The sequence below is a fragment of the Bifidobacterium tsurumiense genome, from assembly GCF_000741765.1.
GTDB lineage: Bacteria > Actinomycetota > Actinomycetes > Actinomycetales > Bifidobacteriaceae > Bifidobacterium > Bifidobacterium tsurumiense.
Map to the genome: position 1 here is coordinate 63,808 of NZ_JGZU01000007.1, position 18,719 is coordinate 82,526.

Annotated in this window: 17 protein-coding genes; 10 read left to right on the plus strand and 7 right to left on the minus strand. The window is 53.5% G+C overall.

Annotation, left to right across the window (positions count from 1 at the left end):
* The first annotated feature begins 61 nt into the window (after positions 1–61).
* Positions 62–1,060, plus strand: a complete 999-nt coding sequence (locus BITS_RS03795; RefSeq protein WP_081693520.1) for a universal stress protein — start codon at positions 62–64, stop codon at positions 1,058–1,060.
* A 92-nt stretch (positions 1,061–1,152) separates the two neighbouring features.
* Here the strand turns inward: BITS_RS03795 and BITS_RS09690 are convergent, their stop codons facing one another.
* The 5 genes from BITS_RS09690 to BITS_RS03820 all read right to left on the minus strand — a co-directional run bounded on the left by BITS_RS09690 (position 1,153) and on the right by BITS_RS03820 (position 7,288).
* Positions 1,153–2,856: a DUF3027 domain-containing protein gene (locus BITS_RS09690; protein ID WP_051264337.1), complete on the minus strand. Its 1,704-nt coding sequence runs from the start codon at positions 2,854–2,856 to the stop codon at positions 1,153–1,155.
* A gap of 3 nt (positions 2,857–2,859) precedes the next feature.
* Positions 2,860–3,249 (minus strand): cold-shock protein, encoded by a 390-nt coding sequence (locus BITS_RS03805; RefSeq protein ID WP_026642121.1) that lies wholly within the window; start codon positions 3,247–3,249, stop codon positions 2,860–2,862.
* A 234-nt stretch (positions 3,250–3,483) separates the two neighbouring features.
* Positions 3,484–5,406, minus strand: coding sequence for an ATP-binding protein (locus BITS_RS03810; protein ID WP_081693525.1), 1,923 nt, complete (start codon positions 5,404–5,406; stop codon positions 3,484–3,486).
* A 111-nt stretch (positions 5,407–5,517) separates the two neighbouring features.
* Complete coding sequence (locus tag BITS_RS03815; protein ID WP_026642122.1) at positions 5,518–6,252, minus strand: response regulator transcription factor; 735 nt, start codon at positions 6,250–6,252, stop codon at positions 5,518–5,520.
* A 241-nt stretch (positions 6,253–6,493) separates the two neighbouring features.
* Complete coding sequence (locus tag BITS_RS03820; RefSeq protein ID WP_051264338.1) at positions 6,494–7,288, minus strand: TPM domain-containing protein; 795 nt, start codon at positions 7,286–7,288, stop codon at positions 6,494–6,496.
* Positions 7,289–7,374: 86 nt separating this feature from the next.
* Between BITS_RS03820 and BITS_RS03825 the strand changes: the two genes are divergently transcribed.
* Positions 7,375–7,665 (plus strand): WXG100 family type VII secretion target, encoded by a 291-nt coding sequence (locus BITS_RS03825; protein WP_026642123.1) that lies wholly within the window; start codon positions 7,375–7,377, stop codon positions 7,663–7,665.
* Positions 7,666–7,874: 209 nt separating this feature from the next.
* Here the strand turns inward: BITS_RS03825 and groL are convergent, their stop codons facing one another.
* Both groL and BITS_RS03835 read right to left on the minus strand, forming a co-directional pair.
* On the minus strand, positions 7,875–9,500 hold the full coding sequence (groL, locus tag BITS_RS03830) for a chaperonin GroEL (RefSeq protein WP_026642124.1): 1,626 nt from the start codon (positions 9,498–9,500) through the stop codon (positions 7,875–7,877).
* A 281-nt stretch (positions 9,501–9,781) separates the two neighbouring features.
* On the minus strand, positions 9,782–10,429 hold the full coding sequence (locus tag BITS_RS03835; RefSeq protein ID WP_026642125.1) for a LytR C-terminal domain-containing protein: 648 nt from the start codon (positions 10,427–10,429) through the stop codon (positions 9,782–9,784).
* Positions 10,430–10,560: 131 nt separating this feature from the next.
* On the opposite strand from BITS_RS03835, the gene BITS_RS03840 reads away from it, so the two are divergent.
* The 8 genes from BITS_RS03840 (at position 10,561) to BITS_RS03880 (ending at position 18,674) form a co-directional block, all read left to right on the plus strand.
* A complete protein-coding gene (locus BITS_RS03840; RefSeq protein WP_026642126.1) occupies positions 10,561–11,265 on the plus strand; it encodes a uracil-DNA glycosylase in 705 nt (234 codons plus the stop codon).
* A 71-nt stretch (positions 11,266–11,336) separates the two neighbouring features.
* Positions 11,337–12,401, plus strand: a complete 1,065-nt coding sequence (locus BITS_RS03845; RefSeq protein WP_026642127.1) for an AAA family ATPase — start codon at positions 11,337–11,339, stop codon at positions 12,399–12,401.
* Entirely contained in the window at positions 12,398–13,348 is a 951-nt protein-coding gene (locus BITS_RS03850) for a DUF58 domain-containing protein (protein WP_026642128.1), read from the plus strand. The genes BITS_RS03845 and BITS_RS03850 overlap by 4 nt, the downstream gene beginning before the upstream one ends.
* Positions 13,349–13,879 carry a hypothetical protein gene (locus BITS_RS03855; protein WP_026642129.1) on the plus strand — a complete coding sequence of 177 codons (531 nt, stop codon included), beginning with the start codon at positions 13,349–13,351 and terminating at the stop codon, positions 13,877–13,879.
* Positions 13,846–14,976 (plus strand): vWA domain-containing protein, encoded by a 1,131-nt coding sequence (locus BITS_RS03860; protein WP_152571220.1) that lies wholly within the window; start codon positions 13,846–13,848, stop codon positions 14,974–14,976. The genes BITS_RS03855 and BITS_RS03860 overlap by 34 nt, the downstream gene beginning before the upstream one ends.
* A complete protein-coding gene (locus BITS_RS03865) occupies positions 14,973–15,995 on the plus strand; it encodes a vWA domain-containing protein (protein WP_026642131.1) in 1,023 nt (340 codons plus the stop codon). The genes BITS_RS03860 and BITS_RS03865 overlap by 4 nt, the downstream gene beginning before the upstream one ends.
* Entirely contained in the window at positions 15,992–16,567 is a 576-nt protein-coding gene (locus BITS_RS03870; protein ID WP_026642132.1) for a DUF6466 family protein, read from the plus strand. Before BITS_RS03865 ends, BITS_RS03870 begins: the two co-directional genes overlap by 4 nt.
* A gap of 772 nt (positions 16,568–17,339) precedes the next feature.
* Positions 17,340–18,674 (plus strand): alpha/beta hydrolase, encoded by a 1,335-nt coding sequence (locus BITS_RS03880; protein WP_238556540.1) that lies wholly within the window; start codon positions 17,340–17,342, stop codon positions 18,672–18,674.
* Positions 18,675–18,719: the final 45 nt, after the last annotated feature.

Genomic DNA, 18,719 nt, shown 5'->3' on the forward strand with positions numbered 1-18,719 from the left:
CGCTGTGAACGCAAAACGGCGATATGCTTGGCATTAATACGAATTACACAAGGAGGCCATTATGAGCGCAACCGATCCGCGTCTGCCCCATTCATCTGCCCATGCAGATGACGCCGCATTATCCACGGATATCGTGGTTGGCGTGGACGGCTCTGACGAGTCCTTTGTCGCCTTGCAATGGGCGCTGAAAGAAGCGGTATTATCAGGGCAAAAAGTCAATGCCGTATTCGGCTGGACGCCTTCTTGGGGACTTGGTGCCCAGCCTGAAACCGAGGACGAATGGCTCGCCTTGCGCCGTGAAATAATCGAAAGATTGCGCCGATGGTCCCAACAGGCATGCATTGACATTGGGTATGAGCCCAAGGAACTGCGCCTGACCTCCGTCAAGGCTTCAGGCGCTTCCGCTTTGTTGCGCATAGGCGCCCACGCTCAGCAGATTGTGGTAGGAAGGCGTTCCTTGAACCGCGTGACACGCTGGTTTACCGGATCCACCTCCGCATCCTTGGTAGAGGCCTCCAAAGTGCCGGTGACCGTAGTAAGACTTGCTGATGATGACGAGCCCGATGTCCGCCGAGATATTGCCAATGCGCTGAGTGCGTCGAATACTCCTGCGGCAAGCGCGGTGCAATCATTCAGATATGTAAGACCGGTTGTGGCCGGTGTTGACGGCTCCCCCACTTCACGCCGTGTCTTGGAATATGCTATGCGCGTTGCGCAGCTCCACCATGCAACCCTTCATGTGATGATGTGCTGGCAGCTCAAGGATCTGGGCACTCTTATGGGATATGAACGCGCTATTCCCCCGATTAGCGTAGGGCAGGAACATGCCGAGGCCCTGGTCAAAGGACTGCTGGACGACGTGGATATTCCTCAAGGATTGCACATCTTCACCCACGCCTTCCATATCGCGGCCACCAACGGCCTGGAACATGCTTCACGCTATGCAGATCATATGATCGTGGGCTCTCGAGGACTGACTGGTTTGAATGCCCGCATCCTTGGCTCTGTGTCCAGGCATGTGGTGGAAACTGCGGAGTGCACGGTGACGGTTGTCAGATGACGGTTGCATATAAATTGCCGAATGCGCACATAGCATTCGGGCCAATTTACAATCGCTGATTCTGTCAGTTCGGAAGAAGTGCTGGACTGGAACTAGTCAGCCTCTTCGCCATCTTCTTCAGGAGAGTCTTCAGCTTCTGAGGATGCGTGCGGAGAAGTTTCTTCGCCGGAAGCTTCGTTATCAGACACCCCAACCTTGGAATCTTCAGCCTCGGGATGCTCCGCAGGTTGCTTGCTTTCTGCATCTATGAGAGCCGCAGACTCCTCAGCATGATCGTCAGCAGCGGTCTGAATGTCTTCTGCTTCTTGCACATCAGCGTTCTGTTCCCCGTTGTCTTGAGGAACAGATGATGTTTCGTCTTCACCGGCACTTGATTCAAGGTTCTTGCCCGAGCCTTCTGAAGGGTCCTGAGCTTGAATCGGGGGCACAGGAGGGGTAAGCACCTGCATTCCTTGTGTCTGCTGATCGCTTGTTTGAACCGCATCTACATCTGACTTGGCAGTAGCCTCGTCGACATGTCCCTGCTGAGAAGAGTCGACTGCTTGAGCGGAAGTCTGAGAGGTGACGGCATCAGCGTCCGCATTATCGGCATGCTGTTCCTCATCTTGATTTTCTTTGCCATTCACAGCCTCGTCATCGGATGCCTCTTCGGCTTGAGCATGAGATCTGCTCTTGCGGCTGCGTGGTTTGGAAGATTCGGTGGCATCGCCCTTGGATGTGTTCTCGCCGTCTTGGTCTTCCACCACATCATCGAGTTCTTCGAGCAAATCGATATCATCGCGCTCTGCCCTGGGAACCGGCTTGACAATGTCAATATTGACATTGTCATATGCAGGTTTGGGTTGTATCCACAAATGGCTTGCTTCCGGCGGCTCGATTTCCGAATGCTCACCGCAACCATGATCCAGCGAAACAACCCGTCCGTCATCCGGGCTCCATTTATTGGCACATACGCCGAACATCAGGCCCAATTCACCCTGCAACGGAACGAAGAATCCGCATGTGGAACACACATTGCCATCCGCAGTTTTCGTAGACAGCGATTTGGGACCACGCGGACCCTCATACCAGCGTTGCGTAGTCTGGGCACGGCCTAGAGGGCTGAGCACACGACGACGGGAAAGGGCGAATTCCCGAACAGCATCATCGACATCTTCCGTGCTGGATGCCGGTTCTACGACTCCATCCTGCTGAGCATCCGTGGAATCCTCATGCGTCGTTCCTCCGGATCCGGCCGCAACTTCAGACGCAGGCTTTCCATCTGAACGCTCTGCCTGAGTCTGAGTGTCAACATTGGATTCAGAATGCTCTTCAACCTGTTTGGCACCATCGGCAGTGGGATCGGAAGCCTCAGCTCCCTCTTTCCCGTCCACCTCGGATGGCTCACCATCCGCGGCCTCACCGTCGACTTGCCCCTTCAGCTTTGGCTCGGTTTTGCGAAATCCCTGCTCCAAACGATCGTCATCTTCAGAAGTGCCAATCGAATCCGTAACGGACAGATCGCTTGGCAACAAGCGATCCTTCCAAGGAATCCATGCAGGCGGCTGCAAGGCTTGATCCGTGGGTATCAACGATGATTCATTCACCGTCCACATATCGGCTTCGACGTCATGATATAACGTCACAGACCATTGCCAGCCTTCATACCCTCGCTTCAAGGATACGAATCTGAAGTCACTCATCCCATCTTCCAATGGGATGGTCTGAACATAATCGCCAACCTCTGCAATATTATCGGCGGCATTCAATGCCACCTCACGGGCAAGCTCCTGCGGATTATGCCTTGCGTCAACCATGCACTATTCCTGTACGTCAAAATTATCTGCGACGGCACGCAGCAGTGTCGCCAATTTCTTGCTTTCCGCTGCAGAAGGGTAATGATGACGGCGCAGGCCATTGCCCGCAGAATCCAACAACTTGATCAGATCCTCTACGATGGCCGCCATATCATCCGCCTGAGGACGGTTTGCTTTCACCATAGACGGAGCCGTAGCCACCAAAGTGACGCCCATGGCCTGAGGTCCTTTGCGACCGTCAACAACCGAAAACTCAACGCGCGCATTCTTGCGCAACGTGGTCAAACCTGCAGGCAATGCCGCCGCCGGAAGGAACACATCCGTTCCTTCATCGCTTGCAATAAATCCAAATCCCTTATTCGCATCAAACCAACGCACACGACCACTGGGCATACTGCACCTCACACCTTTCATAACCTCTTATCCACAGAACGCATGCCTGTGGGTCAATCACACCAAAGTATCAGTCTACCGCACACGACGGCATCTGCGTCATAAACGCGATAATACGCTGCGAGCAAGTACTCCATAATACACAAGTGCCGTCTGACACCGTAAAGTCCCGTGTCAGCCGGCACTGCACATATGCCAATGAACCTCATATGCAATCCAGTAAGGCGAAGCAATTCATGCCGTTGAGGATTGGTTCCCCTTATCGCTATTAGCCGTCTTGGCACTTCTTCCCCATTTGCGACGCGAAGACTCTTTGGTCTTGGTCTTGGCGGCATTGGCATCCTGCCCCTTTTCTGCCTTTTGCACCGCATCATGAGCCGCCTTCACTCGTGCTGAGGGCTCCACCGGAGAAACAGGCAACACCACGGTCAGCGTCAAACCGCCACCATCCGTGGTGCTTGCGCATATGAATCCGTGATGGGCCTTGGCCACGGATTGCGCTATGGCCATACCCAATCCGGTGCCACCCTTAAGCCGTGCCCTTGATGGGTCAGCTGTGTAGAAGCGTTCAAAAATCTGGGATTGGAACTCTTCCGGGACGCCCGGACCATGGTCACTGAAACGCACCACAGCATAATTCATGCCGATTTGCATGGATTGTCCTACTTCAACGGCTTCCAGGAAATTATGCAGTGATTCGCTTGTCGCGGGCATGCGCGACAACGATTCAGGGCTTATCGATGCTGGCAGCAAACCCATACCCACTTCTACAGGAGAATCCGCAGGAGTGTAACGATGAATATTGCCGACGATATTGGTGATGACCTGACGCAATCTGGAGCCATCTGCCGTCAGGGTGATTTCAGGCATGGCCCCGGGAGTGAATGCCAGAGAAATGGGATTCTTGCCATCTGACGGCTGCAGCGACAAAGTGCCCTGACTGATTCCTCGTTCAGGGTCAAGTGCGTGAAGATCGTCAGCGGCATCAGAAAGTATGCTATTCAAGCGGATTTGCTGCGTGATATCAATGCCACGGCCTTCATCCAACCTTGCCAATGACAGCAGGTCCTCGACCAGCTCGGTCATGCGAGCACTTGAAGATTCGATATGGGCGATGGATTCATCGGCACGCTTGTCGGCCCCTGGCAGGTCACGCTGCATGGCATAGAGCTCCGCATATCCATGGATGGCCGCCAATGGAGTGCGCAATTCGTGGCTTGCATCCGACACGAAGCGTTTCATCTTCGCATTGCTTTCTTCCTGCTCGCGGAAGCTGAGCTCAATGCGGGAGAGCATCGAATTCAGCGATGCGGCAAGTGAGCCGACTTCGGTATTTTCCGGAGCCTTGGGCACACGTTGGCTCAAGTCGCCCGCCGCGATCTTCGCAGCGGTTTTCTCAATGCGTTTCAAAGGCACCAATGTTTGCTGGATCACCAACGCCGCGATGACCCCGCCCAGCATCACAATGGCGACGCTCACCAGAGCGCAGTATTTAGTGAGGGTGTTCACCGTATCAATCTGGTCACTCAGCGATAGCCCGATATATACGACGCCACGCACATTCGTGCCGCTGCTATCACTGGTTTTCTCACCCCATTTCAGTGCAATGACTCGCCATGGTGCCTTGGCTGCCTGTGCCGTGATGTGATCGGCATTCTGCAAGCCTATGACATTTGAGGTTGTGGTGAATGCCGTGCCCAGAACAACCCCGTCCATTGAGCCTTCACGAGGCAGCACAGGTTGGGAGATCACCCCATCCTTCATCGAGGGCTGCAGAGGAGTGGAAAGGATGTTGTTGTTGATGTCGCGAATCTGCATGTAATAGTCGTTCGGACCAACCGTGGACTGACTTGAATCCTTATTTTGCAAGGAACTGATATTGTCGTACACGAGTTGCGCTTGGTCGACCAGCTGGTTATCCGTCTTCTGCAGCAGATAGTTGCTGACCAGCTGACGGATCGAAAAGGTGACACAGAACATACCCACAACAAGCATGGCAAGTGTGCATGCAACCAACTTCGTGCTCAGAGGCACAGAGTTCATGCGGCGCGATATTGTGCGGCCGAACCAGCCAAGTCGTGGGGCTTTCGTCGCAGTCGCTGTTTCCCCCTGCTCAGCAGACTGCTCATTCGTCGGCTTGGCGTTGCGTTCATGCATCGCATCCTGGGCATTGGCACTACTATCCGCATCGTTGCCAATCCCTTGTTGCGTTGCGCGCACAGAGGCGGAGCCGTCCAGCGCTTCGCTATCGCTAGTCATTCATTCACCTTAATTGCCTTTAGGTTCGCGAATCATATATCCTATGCCACGCTTTGTTTCGATAAGCGGCGTCACCTTATGAGTGGTGCCGTCATCCTCGGTGACTTCGATACCGTCGACCTTTTTACGAAGATACGAAATATATGATTCGACTATGGCGGCGTCCCCGCCCCAGTCATATTGCCAGACATGGTCAAGGATCTGCGCCTTGGACAACACCCTGCCTTCATTGTCCATCAGATATCGCAGCAGCTTGTATTCCGTGGGGCTCAATTCGATCGGCTGGCCTGCACGCGAAACATCGTGGGAGTCCTCATTGATTTCCAGATCTCCAACCCGAATGATCGGATCATCTTCCACTTGCTCTTGCGTACGCCTCAAAATGGCGCGGATGCGAGCGACCACTTCTTCCAAGCTGAATGGCTTGGTCACGTAATCATCGCCGCCGACCGTCAGCCCCATCACCTTGTCTTGCGTATCATCACGCGCTGTGAGGAACAGCACCGGGGCGTCAATGCCTTCCTGGCGGATCCTACGAGTGACTGTGAATCCGTCGATATCAGGCAGCATGACGTCCAGCACGATCAAATCGGGCTGCACCTTTTCGATTACCTCAATAGCCTCTGATCCGGAAGCCGCCGTGGCGACTTCAAAACCCGCAAAGTGCAAGGATGCCACCAGCAGCTCGCGGATCGAGGGCTCATCGTCAACAACAACTATCGATGCTTCTATTGGCTTGTTCATGTGATTAAGCTTCACCCGTAAGACTTGAAATTTCCTGAATGTCAGCTGATTCTTGAACGCAAATCTGTGAACGACTCATGAGAAGCCTTGAAAACATATGGTGATTCAACGCATGTGCAATGAGCTCAAAAGCCAATGTTTTCAAGTCTTCTCATGCGAGTCTTGTCACATAGATCCACATTCGCGATCAGTGTGAACTGACCGCTCGATGTGCTCGATCAGACACCGTGAGCACGTCCAATTAGTGTCGTTTATGCCGTCGCCTTGCCGGTTTCTTGTCGCCATTGGCACTGCGACGACGTCTGACCACCACAACGATGACGGCACCGACGACCAATGCCACCAACACGCCACCGAGTACTGCAACACCGATCACAACGGACCCACTGCTTGTTGAAGTCTTTTGTTGGGTGGCGATTTGGTTCATCATGGCAATTGCCGAGCCGGACCAATCCGGTGTTGAACCGTTCACAATAGGTCCAAGTGCAGCTTCTGACAGTTTGCTTGCAGAATCGCGCAGCCAGCCATCGGAATTCTCGGAAACCGCGACCACGAGTTTGCCATCATTGGAAGCGACCGCCAGCAACACGGTATTGGACGGAGGATTTGTTGCGTTCAGCAGATTCTTTGCCCATTGATCCGGATCGGCATTGTCACCGAATGTGTCAACATACAACAAACGAACCGAAACACCCGTGTCGTTTTTGGTTGAAGTGATGGCATCCGTGACCGCTGTGACGTTGTCGCCAAGCAAATTCTGCGTGTCGGTAATGCTTCCATTGACGTTCAGTTGGCTAGAATTTGAGCTCTGTTCTGAAGTCATTGCATCCGAAGAGCCTTCATCTTCAGCCCAGGCAGCTGATGGCATCGCTGCAACCAGTACAAACGCCAGAGACATCATGACTATGCATGACACCCATGCAGCGGCAAGTCTGGGTATCGCCCTCGCCATTTGAACAACGCCTTGCGATACGGTACGCATGAATCTTCCGACCACACAGCGCGTATTGCTCTTTACAGTCGTCCACAGTGTCATACAGTCCACCTTACCGGCATGATGCATCCGTCAAGCATCTGCTTCGATATCAACCTCAGTTCTATACACTACCCAAAGGAAGAATCATGGCACAATATCAAGTCGATTCCGAACGAATTCAATCCTCTTCAACAGCTGTTTCATCATCCATCGAGGCCATACGCAGCGCAGTGCAGACCATGTATGCCAATCTCAATACCTTGCAAGAGGTTTGGCATGGCTCAGCAGCGACTCAGTTCTCAACGCTTGCGGAACAATGGCGTGCCGCACAATCCAATATGGAACAGTCATTGCAATCCATCCAACAGGCATTGTCTCAAGCATCCACTGTGTATGCAGATGCCGAAATCCAGGCTTCGCAACTATTTGCATCCTGAACATCGGCAAGATGAGACAATGGGCGGGTTTGTCTCCCTGCCACGAATGCTGACCGAGCCGGCAAAGCATGTCATGACGATGGACTGATCGGTTGTGTGACCGAGATCATCTCAGGCCGTATGCCCATCGTGCGTCAGCCACCCATGCACAACGAATACAAAAGGGCCGCCCAAAAGGACGGCCCAATTCAATCGCTTGTTGCTACGATTTAGTAACCCATGTCAGCGCCAGCTGCCGGTGCTGCCGGAGCAGGCTCTGGCTTATTGGCGACGACTGCCTCGGTGGTCAGGAACAGACCAGCGATAGAGGCTGCATTCTGCAGAGCGGAACGAGTCACCTTCACAGGATCGGTTACGCCTGCTGCAAGCAGATCCTCATAGGTATCGGTTGCTGCGTTGAAGCCCTGTCCCTCAGGGAGCTCACGCACCTTGTTGAACACCACGTCTCCGGAGACACCGGAGTTTTCGGCGATCTGCTTGATCGGTGCTTCGATTGCACGGAAGACGATCGCAGCGCCGGTGGCCTCTTCACCGGTCAAACCGGTGATAGCGGCATCGGACTCGGCCTTCTTGGCAGCCTGCACGAGAGCCACGCCACCGCCAGGCAGCAGACCTTCCTCGATAGCAGCCTTGGCGTTGCGCACGGCATCTTCGATGCGGTGCTTGCGTTCCTTGGCCTCGACCTCGGTTGCCGCACCGACCTTGATCACTGCAACGCCACCGGCAAGCTTTGCCAGACGCTCTTGCAGCTTCTCACGGTCATAATCGGAATCGGTATTCTCGATTTCAGCACGAATCTGTGCAACGCGGGCATCGACGTCTTCCTTGGAACCTGCGCCGGAGACGATAGTGGTCTCATCCTTGGAAACGATGACCTTCGCTGCATGACCGAAGACGGAGGTATCGATTGCGTCGAGCTTCAATCCCAGGTCATCGGACACCACCTGGGCGCCGGTCAGGATGGCCATATCCTGCAGCATAGCCTTGCGACGGTCGCCGAAACCGGGAGCCTTGACAGCAACGGTATTGAATGTGCCACGAATCTTGTTCAGCACCAAAGTAGGCAGCGCCTCACCCTCGACGTCCTCAGCGATGATCAGCAGCGGCTTGCCTGACTTCATCACCAATTCTGCGATATGCACGATATCCTGCTGGCTGGAAACCTTGCCGGAGGTCAGCAGAATATAAGGATCTTCCAGAACTGCGGTCTGATCCTCGGCATTGGTCACGAAGTATGGGGAGATATAGCCCTTATCAAAACGCATGCCTTCGGTGAATTCAAGATCCAAACCGAACTTGTTGTTGTCTTCAACGGTGACCACACCGTCCTGTCCGACCTTATCCAAGGCTTCGGCGATCTTCTCGCCAACCTCAGGATCCGCAGCGGAAATGGTTGCGGTGGCTGCGATCTGATCCTTGGTCTCCACATCCTTGGCGGCGCCGATCAGTTCCTTGACGATCACGTCTGCAGCCTTTTCGATACCACGACGAAGTGCGATCGGGTTGGATCCTGCGACCACGTTCTTCAGGCCTTCATGCACGAGAGACTGAGCCAAAACGGTTGCCGTAGTGGTTCCGTCACCAGCGACGTCATCGGTCTTCTTGGCAACTTCCTTGACCAATTCGGCGCCGATACGCTCGTATGGATCCTCGAGCTCGATTTCCTTCGCGATGGACACGCCATCGTTGGTGATGGTCGGAGCGCCGTAGGTCTTGTCCAGGACTACATTGCGACCCTTAGGTCCAAGAGTGACCTTAACGGTGTCTGCAAGCTTATCCAAACCTGCGAGCATCCCCTGACGGGCTTCCTCGTTGTATGCAATGATCTTTGCCATTGTTCCTCCATGGCTTTGGTATGTACTCCACTCACGATGCGAAGGCAATCATCGGCCGTCAGCTGCCAATTATCACTCTCACATCCCGAGTGCTAATTGGGAGATTAGCACTCCCCCAGTCCGAGTGCCAACACACCTATTATCGATTGCGCTGTTGGCATGAAAAGAGAACAGTCATATGAATAAGTGAAACCCCGATACTTGGTCAAAACAAGAAGGTGGGACGCGATCACGCAGATCGTGTCCCACCATATTTCATCAACTTGAAGATGATTGCAATATCAGCTCATCAGCACTACAACAATAGGGCTTGCGATACCGGAAACCTGCTGAACATTGCTGATTCCCAAAGTATTGGCAACGTCTTGGGCAGTGGCCAGGTCCGTCTCGTTCTGATACCACACCACCGTGGCGCTCGGCGTCGAACCGGATGGATTGTCAGCCGTGACGCTGGTGTATCCGGCCTGCTGCAAAATGGCGGCCTGTTGTGCCGCGTAGCCCTGGATACCGGTTCCGTTGATCACACGAACCGAGGTCGCCTTATTCACTGTCTGTTCGGCTGTTGCGGTCTCACTCGGAGTTGCAGATTCAGTCGATTCCTGAGTTTCAGTCTGCGAAGCGGTTTCAGAAGGCGTGGAGGTGGCTTCTTTGGTGGCCGTTTCGCTCTGCGACGAGCTCCCAGACGACGATGCCGAAGTGGATGTGGATGAGGACGAGCTCCAAGGGAACCGTATTTTCGCCGCCTCTCCCGAGAACACGCTCCACGCCAGCAAACCGGCTAGCGCCGCCACGACGATTACGACCACATACGGCGACAAGCGAGCCGCCACTGATCTGTTCCCCCGATGCACCCCAACAGGCCCCGCAGGCGGGTTGTCGAACATATCCTTCTCATAGGAGTCATACGTGCCCTGTTTCTTGCGAGCCATATCATTCCTTCCATTCAACTAGCATCGAGTGTAGCCGCGAGCGCACCCTAATATGATATTCAGCCGCGAGTCGTATACCGTTTATCCACGTTTATGCAATTCTCGTCAAATATCCATCTACAGTAGAGCCTATGAACACCACTCACGTCAAACCGATATCGCAACTCATGGAAGCCGGATGGGCACAGGCCTTGGCACCGGTCGAGCCCAATATTCATGAGATGGGCAACTTCCTGAGGGAACAGATCGCCCAGGGTCGCCATATTCTTCCTGCGAGCAAGAATATTCTGCGTGCGTTCTCCATTCCATTCAACGATATCAAGGTGCTCATCGTCGGTCAGGATCCTTATCCGACGCCTGGGCATCCAGTGGGATTGAGCTTCTGTGTGGCACCTGATGTCAGGCCATTGCCCAAAAGCCTTATCAATATTTACAGCGAGCTCATCGACGACATTGGCATTGCGCCACCGACAAACGGCGATCTGACCCCTTGGACGCAACGAGGCGTCATGTTGCTCAACAGATGCCTTACCGTGGAAGCCGGCAATCCGCACAGTCATCAGGGCAAAGGGTGGGAAGCCATAACCGAAGCAGCGATCGTAGCATTGAATAACAGGGTTGATGAATATGGCAAACCAAAGCCTTTGGTGGCAATATTATGGGGCCGTGATGCACGCAATCTCGCACCATTGCTGACGAACGCCACGATAATTCAATCAGCGCATCCTAGCCCGTTGTCTGCTTATAGGGGCTTTTTCGGATCAAAACCATTCTCACGGACCAATCAGTCATTGATTGCCATGGGAGCGTCTCCAATAGATTGGAGCTTGCGTTAAGCCTTCTCTCATAACCTCCAGCTACAATGCAAGCACAGCAAAGGTAATCTAATAGTTAAGAGTGCGAGTTTATGGCTTTATTTCCTCCTCAACCAAGCATCCCTGACCAAGCGCTGAATCCTGCGGCACCTACGAATTCCGCAGGTCTTTCGCAAGACGATATTTCGCGAGCACGTTCACTGACAGAGCAACTGCGCGCCCGCTTCGCTCAGACGCTGGTTGGACAGGACAATCTGCGCGAATCTCTCATCGTCACGATGATGGCAGGCGGACACGCGCTTATCGAATCCGTTCCGGGCTTGGCGAAAACCACAGCTGCACAAACATTGGCAACCTCTGTTTCCGGAAGTTTCAAACGTGTGCAGTGCACGCCGGATCTGATGCCATCCGATCTGGTCGGCACGCAGGTATTCGACTTTGCCTCCCAGAAATTCACCACGCAAATAGGCCCTATTCACGCGAACTTTGTGTTGCTTGACGAGATCAACAGGTCGAATGCAAAAACACAATCAGCAATGCTTGAAGCAATGGCCGAAGGCGCCACGACCATAGGTGGTGAACGAATCGCCCTTCCCAAGCCGTTCATGGTTATTGCCACGCAGAATCCCATCGAGGAAGAAGGAACCTTCAATCTTCCTGAGGCCCAAATGGATCGATTCATGATCAAGGCCGTCATGACTTACCCCAGCGCAGAAGAAGAGCGCAGCATGTTGGAGATGCTCACACGTCGTGGATCTGATGCTTTCGATCCGGCAAGCATGACTTCGGAGCCACTGTCCACACGAGATGTGGAATTCCTCCGCTCAGCATCACGGCGCGTGCATGTTTCGGATGCGATCATGCGCTATGCGGTCGATCTGGCGGCCACTTCCCGAGGAGCCGGAAGCCATCCGATCTCGGGGCTGTCCTCTTCGGTGCGTTTGGGTGCGAGCCCGCGTGCCTCCATCGCCCTGACAAGGATCGGGCAGGCAAATGCCTTGATGTCAGGCCGAGACTATGTCATTCCAGAAGATATCAAGATGTTCGCGCACGAGGTGCTGCGCCACCGCATTATCCTCACCTTCGAGGCCCTGGCGGATGGCATGACCAGCGATCAGATCATCGATTCCATAGTTCAGGTGGTTCCCGTACCATGATTGCACGTTCCCAAAACGCCATCTCGGTTCGTAGAAAAATCGAGGCGCTCGGGACATCGGTGAGTCTTCCGACAGCACGTCGTGCATTAGGCCTGTTGGAAGGGGATCACCCATCCAATAGGCGCTTCGGCAGCGATGATGTGATGGATATCCGTGAATACACCCCGTCTGACGAAGCCCGTCTTATCGACTGGAAAACCAGTGCGAGATTCGGCAGGCCGATGGTCGTGCAACGCGAGCGCATGGTGAGTTCCCACACCTGGCTTCTCATGGATGTCGGTTTACCGATGACCGCTGATTGCGCACAAGGTGAACAGGCTTTTGAAGTAGCGGCGAATGCCATGTGCATGTTTGCCTCCTTGAGTTTGCGGCGTTCCGATGATGTTTCATTGGTATTCGCCGATGCTCAGAGAATCACGCGAATGCCTTTCCATGGTGGGCTGGCACAATTCGAAAGCGCCATCGATAAGGCATTGGAAAGGCAATGGCAGGCACAGCGCAATATCGAGGCATTGCTCGAATACGCTTGCCGGATCAAAGACCGACATGCCTTGATCGTCATTGCTACCGATGAGCATGCCTTGAAAGACAAGCATGTCTCAACATTGAGAAAACTTGCACAATCGCATCCGGTGGTGTGCATCAATGTGGCGACGCTCAATCCACTTGACCCCCAATATCACGGGGCCATAGCGGATGGTACTTCAGGCAGAAGGGTTCCCGCATTCCTAAAGAGCAAGGACGCGAAGCTGGATGTCACCACACATCGTGAATACGCAGCGGCATCCTGGCAACGGGAGTTGTCCCGATACGGAGCATTCATGCTCCGCGCGGATTCCAGTGAAAGCATGTTTGCACAATTCGTGCGGATGGTATCACGCACGTCTATGGCCGGCGCTCTGAGGCCATCGTCTGTGCCCTCGCCTGTATCCCTTGGAGGAAAGTGAATGACGTTACGGATTGCCCTGGATAACGGTGATCTCAAACCTATGCAGGAACTGTCAGGATCGACCGCCTTTTTGATTGCGATGTTGGTCTGTGCGGTACTTGCCGCGGTATTGATCATTGTGGCGATTGTGCTGTCTCAACCTCGCAAGCGCAAGAAATCAGTCCCAGCTCGTGGTGCGCACAACGCTTCGGGCGATGCCAACGCATGGAAGCGACGAGTCGCAGGCATAGTCGAAAGCCACAACAAGCAGGAGATTTCCAAAGATCAGGCTTTTGCGCAATTGGCTCAGCTGTGCAGGGATTATGCATCAAGCAAAAGCGGTAGCGATATGACAAGCCACACTTTGACTGAGATCGGTTCCTTGCCAAGAAGTTCGCGCAACCGTCAAGGATTGGATATGCTGCGTCAAACTATTGCGGCTCTGTATCCGCCGGAATTTGCTGACGAGCGATTCAACGATTCCGCCCGTCAAACCGATGTGGAACAAGCAGCCCAATGGGTGAACAGACTTGTGGAAAGGTGGAAGTGATAACTGTGTCAGGTTCTCAACTCGCCGCCGTCACGACATCCTCCTCATTTACCTTCCACTGGCCGTGGGCAATCGCAATTGCCGTGGGGGTCGCCGTCATAGCCATTGTCATAGCCGTCCTGTTCAGCAGAAAACCGCAGCATGAGGATTTTCGAGTGTTCAGCCTCGATGAGGATCTGAATACCGAACACGCTTCTCATGCATTCCGCATATGGCGATCCTTAAGCCGTGCGGCTATTGCACTGCTCGGCATTTCCCTATGCGTCTCCATCGTGTTGCTCGCCCGGCCTATGCAGGTCAATACCGCTGATGAACGTTCCGGCAGCAGGGATATCGTGCTATGTCTTGACGTTTCTGGTTCGACCTTGCCATATGATCGCGAGGTCATCGAAACCTATCTGAAACTCGTTGACAATTTCCAGGGCGAACGCATAGGACTCTCCATTTTCAACTCCACATCACGTACGGTTTTCCCTCTGACCGATGACTATGATCTGGTCACTTCGCAACTCAAGCAGGCCAGCGATCTGCTTCAGGGAGTGCAATCCCAGGACGATATCGACAATATGAGCGATCAGGATTATCAGCAGATATCGGATTGGCTTGATGGAACGCAGAACCGCACAGAAGCCACCTCGCTCATAGGCGATGGTTTGGTGAGCTGTGCCGCAATGTTGCCTGGATTCACCTATGGTTCATCGACATCATCCTCCGGCGTGCAGCGAGCGGCATCCATCGTGCTGGCGACAGATAATGTGGTTTCCGGCACACCCACATACACGCTGACCCAGGCCTTGGATTTGGTGCAATCCGCAGATATCACGGTGGACGGCCTGTATTCAGGACCGACTCAGAGCGAATCCGACGAAACCACTTTGGAGATGAAACAGGAAATCGAATCCCATGGAGGCGTTTTCCTCACTCAATCAGCCGACGTTTCTATTGAACAATTGGTTGAGCAAATCGAACGACGCAAAGACAATGCCAATGAAAGCAATGAGCAAGCGGCACTGATCGACGCTCCCGGCTGGTGGACGGCTGTAATCGCCGTGCTTGTGGCGGCTTGGTTGCTGTGCGCTTGGAGGTTGAAGCGATGAACGGATTGACATTGTCCCCTGCCTTGGGCTGGCCGATTGGCGGCGGCATTGCCGTGGTTATGGTGCTGTTCGCGATTGTCGGCATTATTCAACACATCCGCAGGCGATCGAATACCGATGAAACCTTGGTAACCAGTATCAGACGTGCCATTATTTGCTTATTGCTTGCTACAATGGCATTGACTCCGAGCATTGTGTCTGCAACCGATAATCGTGCCATCAATGCGACCAATGTGGTCATCGCCGTTGACGTCACAGGTTCCATGGCCGTAGATGATGCGGCCTACGGTGACTCCGGAACGATAACCCGATTGCAGGCGGCCAAATTGGCGATAGCTGATCTCACCGATTCGTATCCGAATGCCAGTTTTGCAGGGCTGAGTTTCGGCTCAAACGCCTCATTGGATGTTCCTCTCACACCTGATACCGGAGCGATCGAAAACTGGGCGAATTCTTTGTCCACCGAGCCGACATCCCAATCCGCCGGTTCCAGTTTGGACACGGTGCTTGACCGAGCATTGGTGACGTTGAAATCCATCCAGGATGAACATCCGGATGATGTGACGTTGTTCTATGTCATCACTGATGGCGAGCAGACTTCGGCAACCAACCGCAGAACGTTTTCGTCTCTACGCAGTTATGTCACCAATGCTTTCGCATTAGGCGTAGGTTCTGCACAGGGAGGCAAGATCCCCTTGAATGGGGACGGATCCTCGACGAGCACCGACCAGCAATGGGTAACCGATCCGTCAACCGGAGAACCTGGCATTTCGGTTATGGATGAGGCGACATTGAAGGATATCGCCGATGAAATGGGCGGCAGTTTTGTGGCCTTGAACGCCGATCACACCGTATCCAATTCGGCTTTGGCATCCATGTCTTCGACTTGGAATGTGACCCAGACCGTGAAGCATCGCGAACGCATATCCCCTGTGATCTGGCCTTTGACCATCGCCTTGGTCATTCTGCTCATATGGGAACTCGCAACTTGGATATTCACTTCTAGGAGGCTGTTATGAAAAGCACCAATCAAACATCCTCACGCCAATCTCGAGCTTCTCTACCCGTGCGCATCACGCTGTTTGTTGCCGCCGCGTTGGTCTTGATTGTCGGCGTGCTTGCAGGCATCAACCTGTATGCGGTGAATACCTACAATCAGGCCACCGGTCAGCTCAATTCGATTATCGAGGCGTCTTCTCACAGCGACGCTGATTTGGAAACACTGCGTACGCAACAACAACAAGTGCTGTCGCAGCTATCTGAGGCTTCTTCGCTGAGCGCCTTTTTGCTTCCCGGTGTCAAGGACGCCATCAATACGAACACGGCGGTCTCGCAAACACTGCATACGCGGATTACTGAGGAACTCACCACTCAGGAACAAGGTTCGTCTACGCTCCAACAAGGAACCTCTTCTGATGCAACAGGCAATGATTCCTCCGGATCCGCAGGAGGACTGACTGAGGAACAGAAGAAACAGGTGGAAGACCTGCTCAAGGCCAATCAACAGTCCACTGATTCAAGCACCACCTCGCAGGAGGAGAATCAACAATCAGACTCCGATGATTCCTCCACAACCGTGAAGCCATGGTAATCGCGCAATGTGCAATATCAGTTCAATTGAACTCGATGCATGTTCTTTGTTGGAGATGAGCGCTTATAATCTCCTATGCCTAATCCATATGAACGGCGCATAGGGTCGTAAAACAAACCTTCGACCACATACGGCAAAAACGCTTATGAATCCCATCTCGATTCGATTTCAATGGATTCATGAGCGTTTTTTCACAACCGGCAACTAGCCCATTCCTTGAACTCACCCAAGGTTCAGGACCTCCAGGCTTCGAGGATGCCGACACTGACAGCCTCATGAGTGCTGGTTTGGCCTCGCCTTGTGTGTGTATCCAGTCGGCAAACGAAGTGAGCAGCCTCATATCATCACTTGCCACACGAAGCAACCAGTGCCTGCAACAAGTTGAAGAATCATACGCCAGAGTACAGTCACTAGAGTGGCAAGGCAACGCGGCTCAATTGTTCAGAGACAGACTGCTCAGCATTGAAGTAGTGGCCAGTCATACCGCTGAAGCCGTCGAATATACCCGGGCAATGGCGCATTCGGCTGGTGCATTATGAACTGGGAAGTGCGCTCGACGATATATGGAGGAAAGCAATACACTACCGCCGAACAGGAAGATTATGATGCCGCTGCGCGACTGCTTGTTCACGCTGCTTCGTCATTATCCTCCCTATCGAATTCGTGGATAAGTGCGCCCATCCAATGTCAGGTGGCACAGCAACGCAATGCACTGTGTCCTGCACATATGAACCAAGCTCTGGGTGGAGTGGCACAGCACAGAATATTGCCAATGCGAATCATTGAGCAGCAATGTGAACAGCATGCCAAAGATTGCACATTCATAAGCCAGGAGCTTTCCGAACTTGCTGATCTGCTCATTCGGGCGCACAGTCTGTACTCGCAAGCGGAGTCGACCACACAACGGATCATCACCGAAAGCATCCAACTCATAGCAGCGGCATTCCCCAAACAGACCACGGCAGCGGCAATGGGTCTTCTTGCAGGCGGCGCCTTGGCCAGTTCGATGCAATCCGGGAAGTTTAACGCCACGGGCGCACTCACCGCCAGTGCCGGAGTTCAGGAAGGATTGCTCAGCGCATTGGCTGCAGGCGTAAGCGGAATCAACCCTGCTGCAGGATTATTCTCCACCGATGAGGTTAACCATGCTGCAGGGCGTATTGCCACTGCCAGTTCCCGGATCAATAACCACATGCAAGGCGATTTTCTGGAATTGAAACAGGTTCAACCCTCAAACGATGTGGTCAGAGAATCACATAGCGTCAGCGACGCCATCGAAGAACTGCGACGCCTTGCTGAAGGCGCTTCATATGGCTCAGGACCGAGCAATGGCTTGCAATATGGCACCATAGCCATTCAGCAATACCGTTTGGATGACGGCACACGCTCATGGTTGGTCAGTATTCCCGGCACCGACGGTCAGTCTGATTCCCCGTTTGGATGGCCACAAAATGTGGAATTGATGAGCAGTAATCGCGATCAGCGCATCCAAGCCGACAGTGCTCGGATGGTTGCACAGGCCATGAGAAAGGCTGGCATCAATGCAGATGAGCCGGTGGCTTTGATAGGCCATTCACAAGGCGGTATCGTCGCGGCAACGATTGCCTCAGATATGCAGAATGAATTCAATGTGCAGCATATTGTGACAGCCGGCTCCCCTATCGCAAACCATCCCATTGCGCAGCAAACTTGGGTAACCAGCATAGAGATGGATGATGAATTGGTCGCATCTTTGGATGGGGCAAGAAACCCTTCACATGAGCAGTGGCTCACCATTAGAGGAAGGGCTCACCCCAGTGAAATCAGCGGATCCTCGATCCAACAAGACGGTTCCTGCACACCGGGCAATTCCAATGCAAACCGGCGCTATGCTGCGGCAGAAGTAAAGGATGCTCCGGAAGACAAGGAAATAACCCATTGGTTGCGCTATCACCAAGCGGCATATCGTAATGCACAGGATCTCGGTTCGGCAGCTGTTGCCACCCATGAGCAGCATTTCCAATCGATACTAGATGGGAAATTGGAACACACCACATACTGGCAGGGTCGGATGCGTGACGCGGCCACGCTAGCCCCTCAACAACGCGGTGAGGCAATCCTTCGTTAAACGCCACGGATTGCTGAACGTATATGCTGTAATCATCTGCAATGT

Coding starts and splice junctions, on each gene's coding strand:
- BITS_RS03795 (WP_081693520.1), top strand. CDS start 62: ATGAGCGCAACCGATCCGCGTCTGCCCCATTCATCTGCCCATGCAGAT.
- BITS_RS09690 (WP_051264337.1), bottom strand. CDS start 2,856: ATGGTTGACGCAAGGCATAATCCGCAGGAGCTTGCCCGTGAGGTGGCA.
- BITS_RS03805 (WP_026642121.1), bottom strand. CDS start 3,249: ATGCCCAGTGGTCGTGTGCGTTGGTTTGATGCGAATAAGGGATTTGGA.
- BITS_RS03810 (WP_081693525.1), bottom strand. CDS start 5,406: ATGCATGAACGCAACGCCAAGCCGACGAATGAGCAGTCTGCTGAGCAG.
- BITS_RS03815 (WP_026642122.1), bottom strand. CDS start 6,252: ATGAACAAGCCAATAGAAGCATCGATAGTTGTTGTTGACGATGAGCCC.
- BITS_RS03820 (WP_051264338.1), bottom strand. CDS start 7,288: ATGACACTGTGGACGACTGTAAAGAGCAATACGCGCTGTGTGGTCGGA.
- BITS_RS03825 (WP_026642123.1), top strand. CDS start 7,375: ATGGCACAATATCAAGTCGATTCCGAACGAATTCAATCCTCTTCAACA.
- groL (WP_026642124.1), bottom strand. CDS start 9,500: ATGGCAAAGATCATTGCATACAACGAGGAAGCCCGTCAGGGGATGCTC.
- BITS_RS03835 (WP_026642125.1), bottom strand. CDS start 10,429: ATGGCTCGCAAGAAACAGGGCACGTATGACTCCTATGAGAAGGATATG.
- BITS_RS03840 (WP_026642126.1), top strand. CDS start 10,561: ATGAACACCACTCACGTCAAACCGATATCGCAACTCATGGAAGCCGGA.
- BITS_RS03845 (WP_026642127.1), top strand. CDS start 11,337: ATGGCTTTATTTCCTCCTCAACCAAGCATCCCTGACCAAGCGCTGAAT.
- BITS_RS03850 (WP_026642128.1), top strand. CDS start 12,398: ATGATTGCACGTTCCCAAAACGCCATCTCGGTTCGTAGAAAAATCGAG.
- BITS_RS03855 (WP_026642129.1), top strand. CDS start 13,349: ATGACGTTACGGATTGCCCTGGATAACGGTGATCTCAAACCTATGCAG.
- BITS_RS03860 (WP_152571220.1), top strand. CDS start 13,846: ATGGGTGAACAGACTTGTGGAAAGGTGGAAGTGATAACTGTGTCAGGT.
- BITS_RS03865 (WP_026642131.1), top strand. CDS start 14,973: ATGAACGGATTGACATTGTCCCCTGCCTTGGGCTGGCCGATTGGCGGC.
- BITS_RS03870 (WP_026642132.1), top strand. CDS start 15,992: ATGAAAAGCACCAATCAAACATCCTCACGCCAATCTCGAGCTTCTCTA.
- BITS_RS03880 (WP_238556540.1), top strand. CDS start 17,340: ATGCGAATCATTGAGCAGCAATGTGAACAGCATGCCAAAGATTGCACA.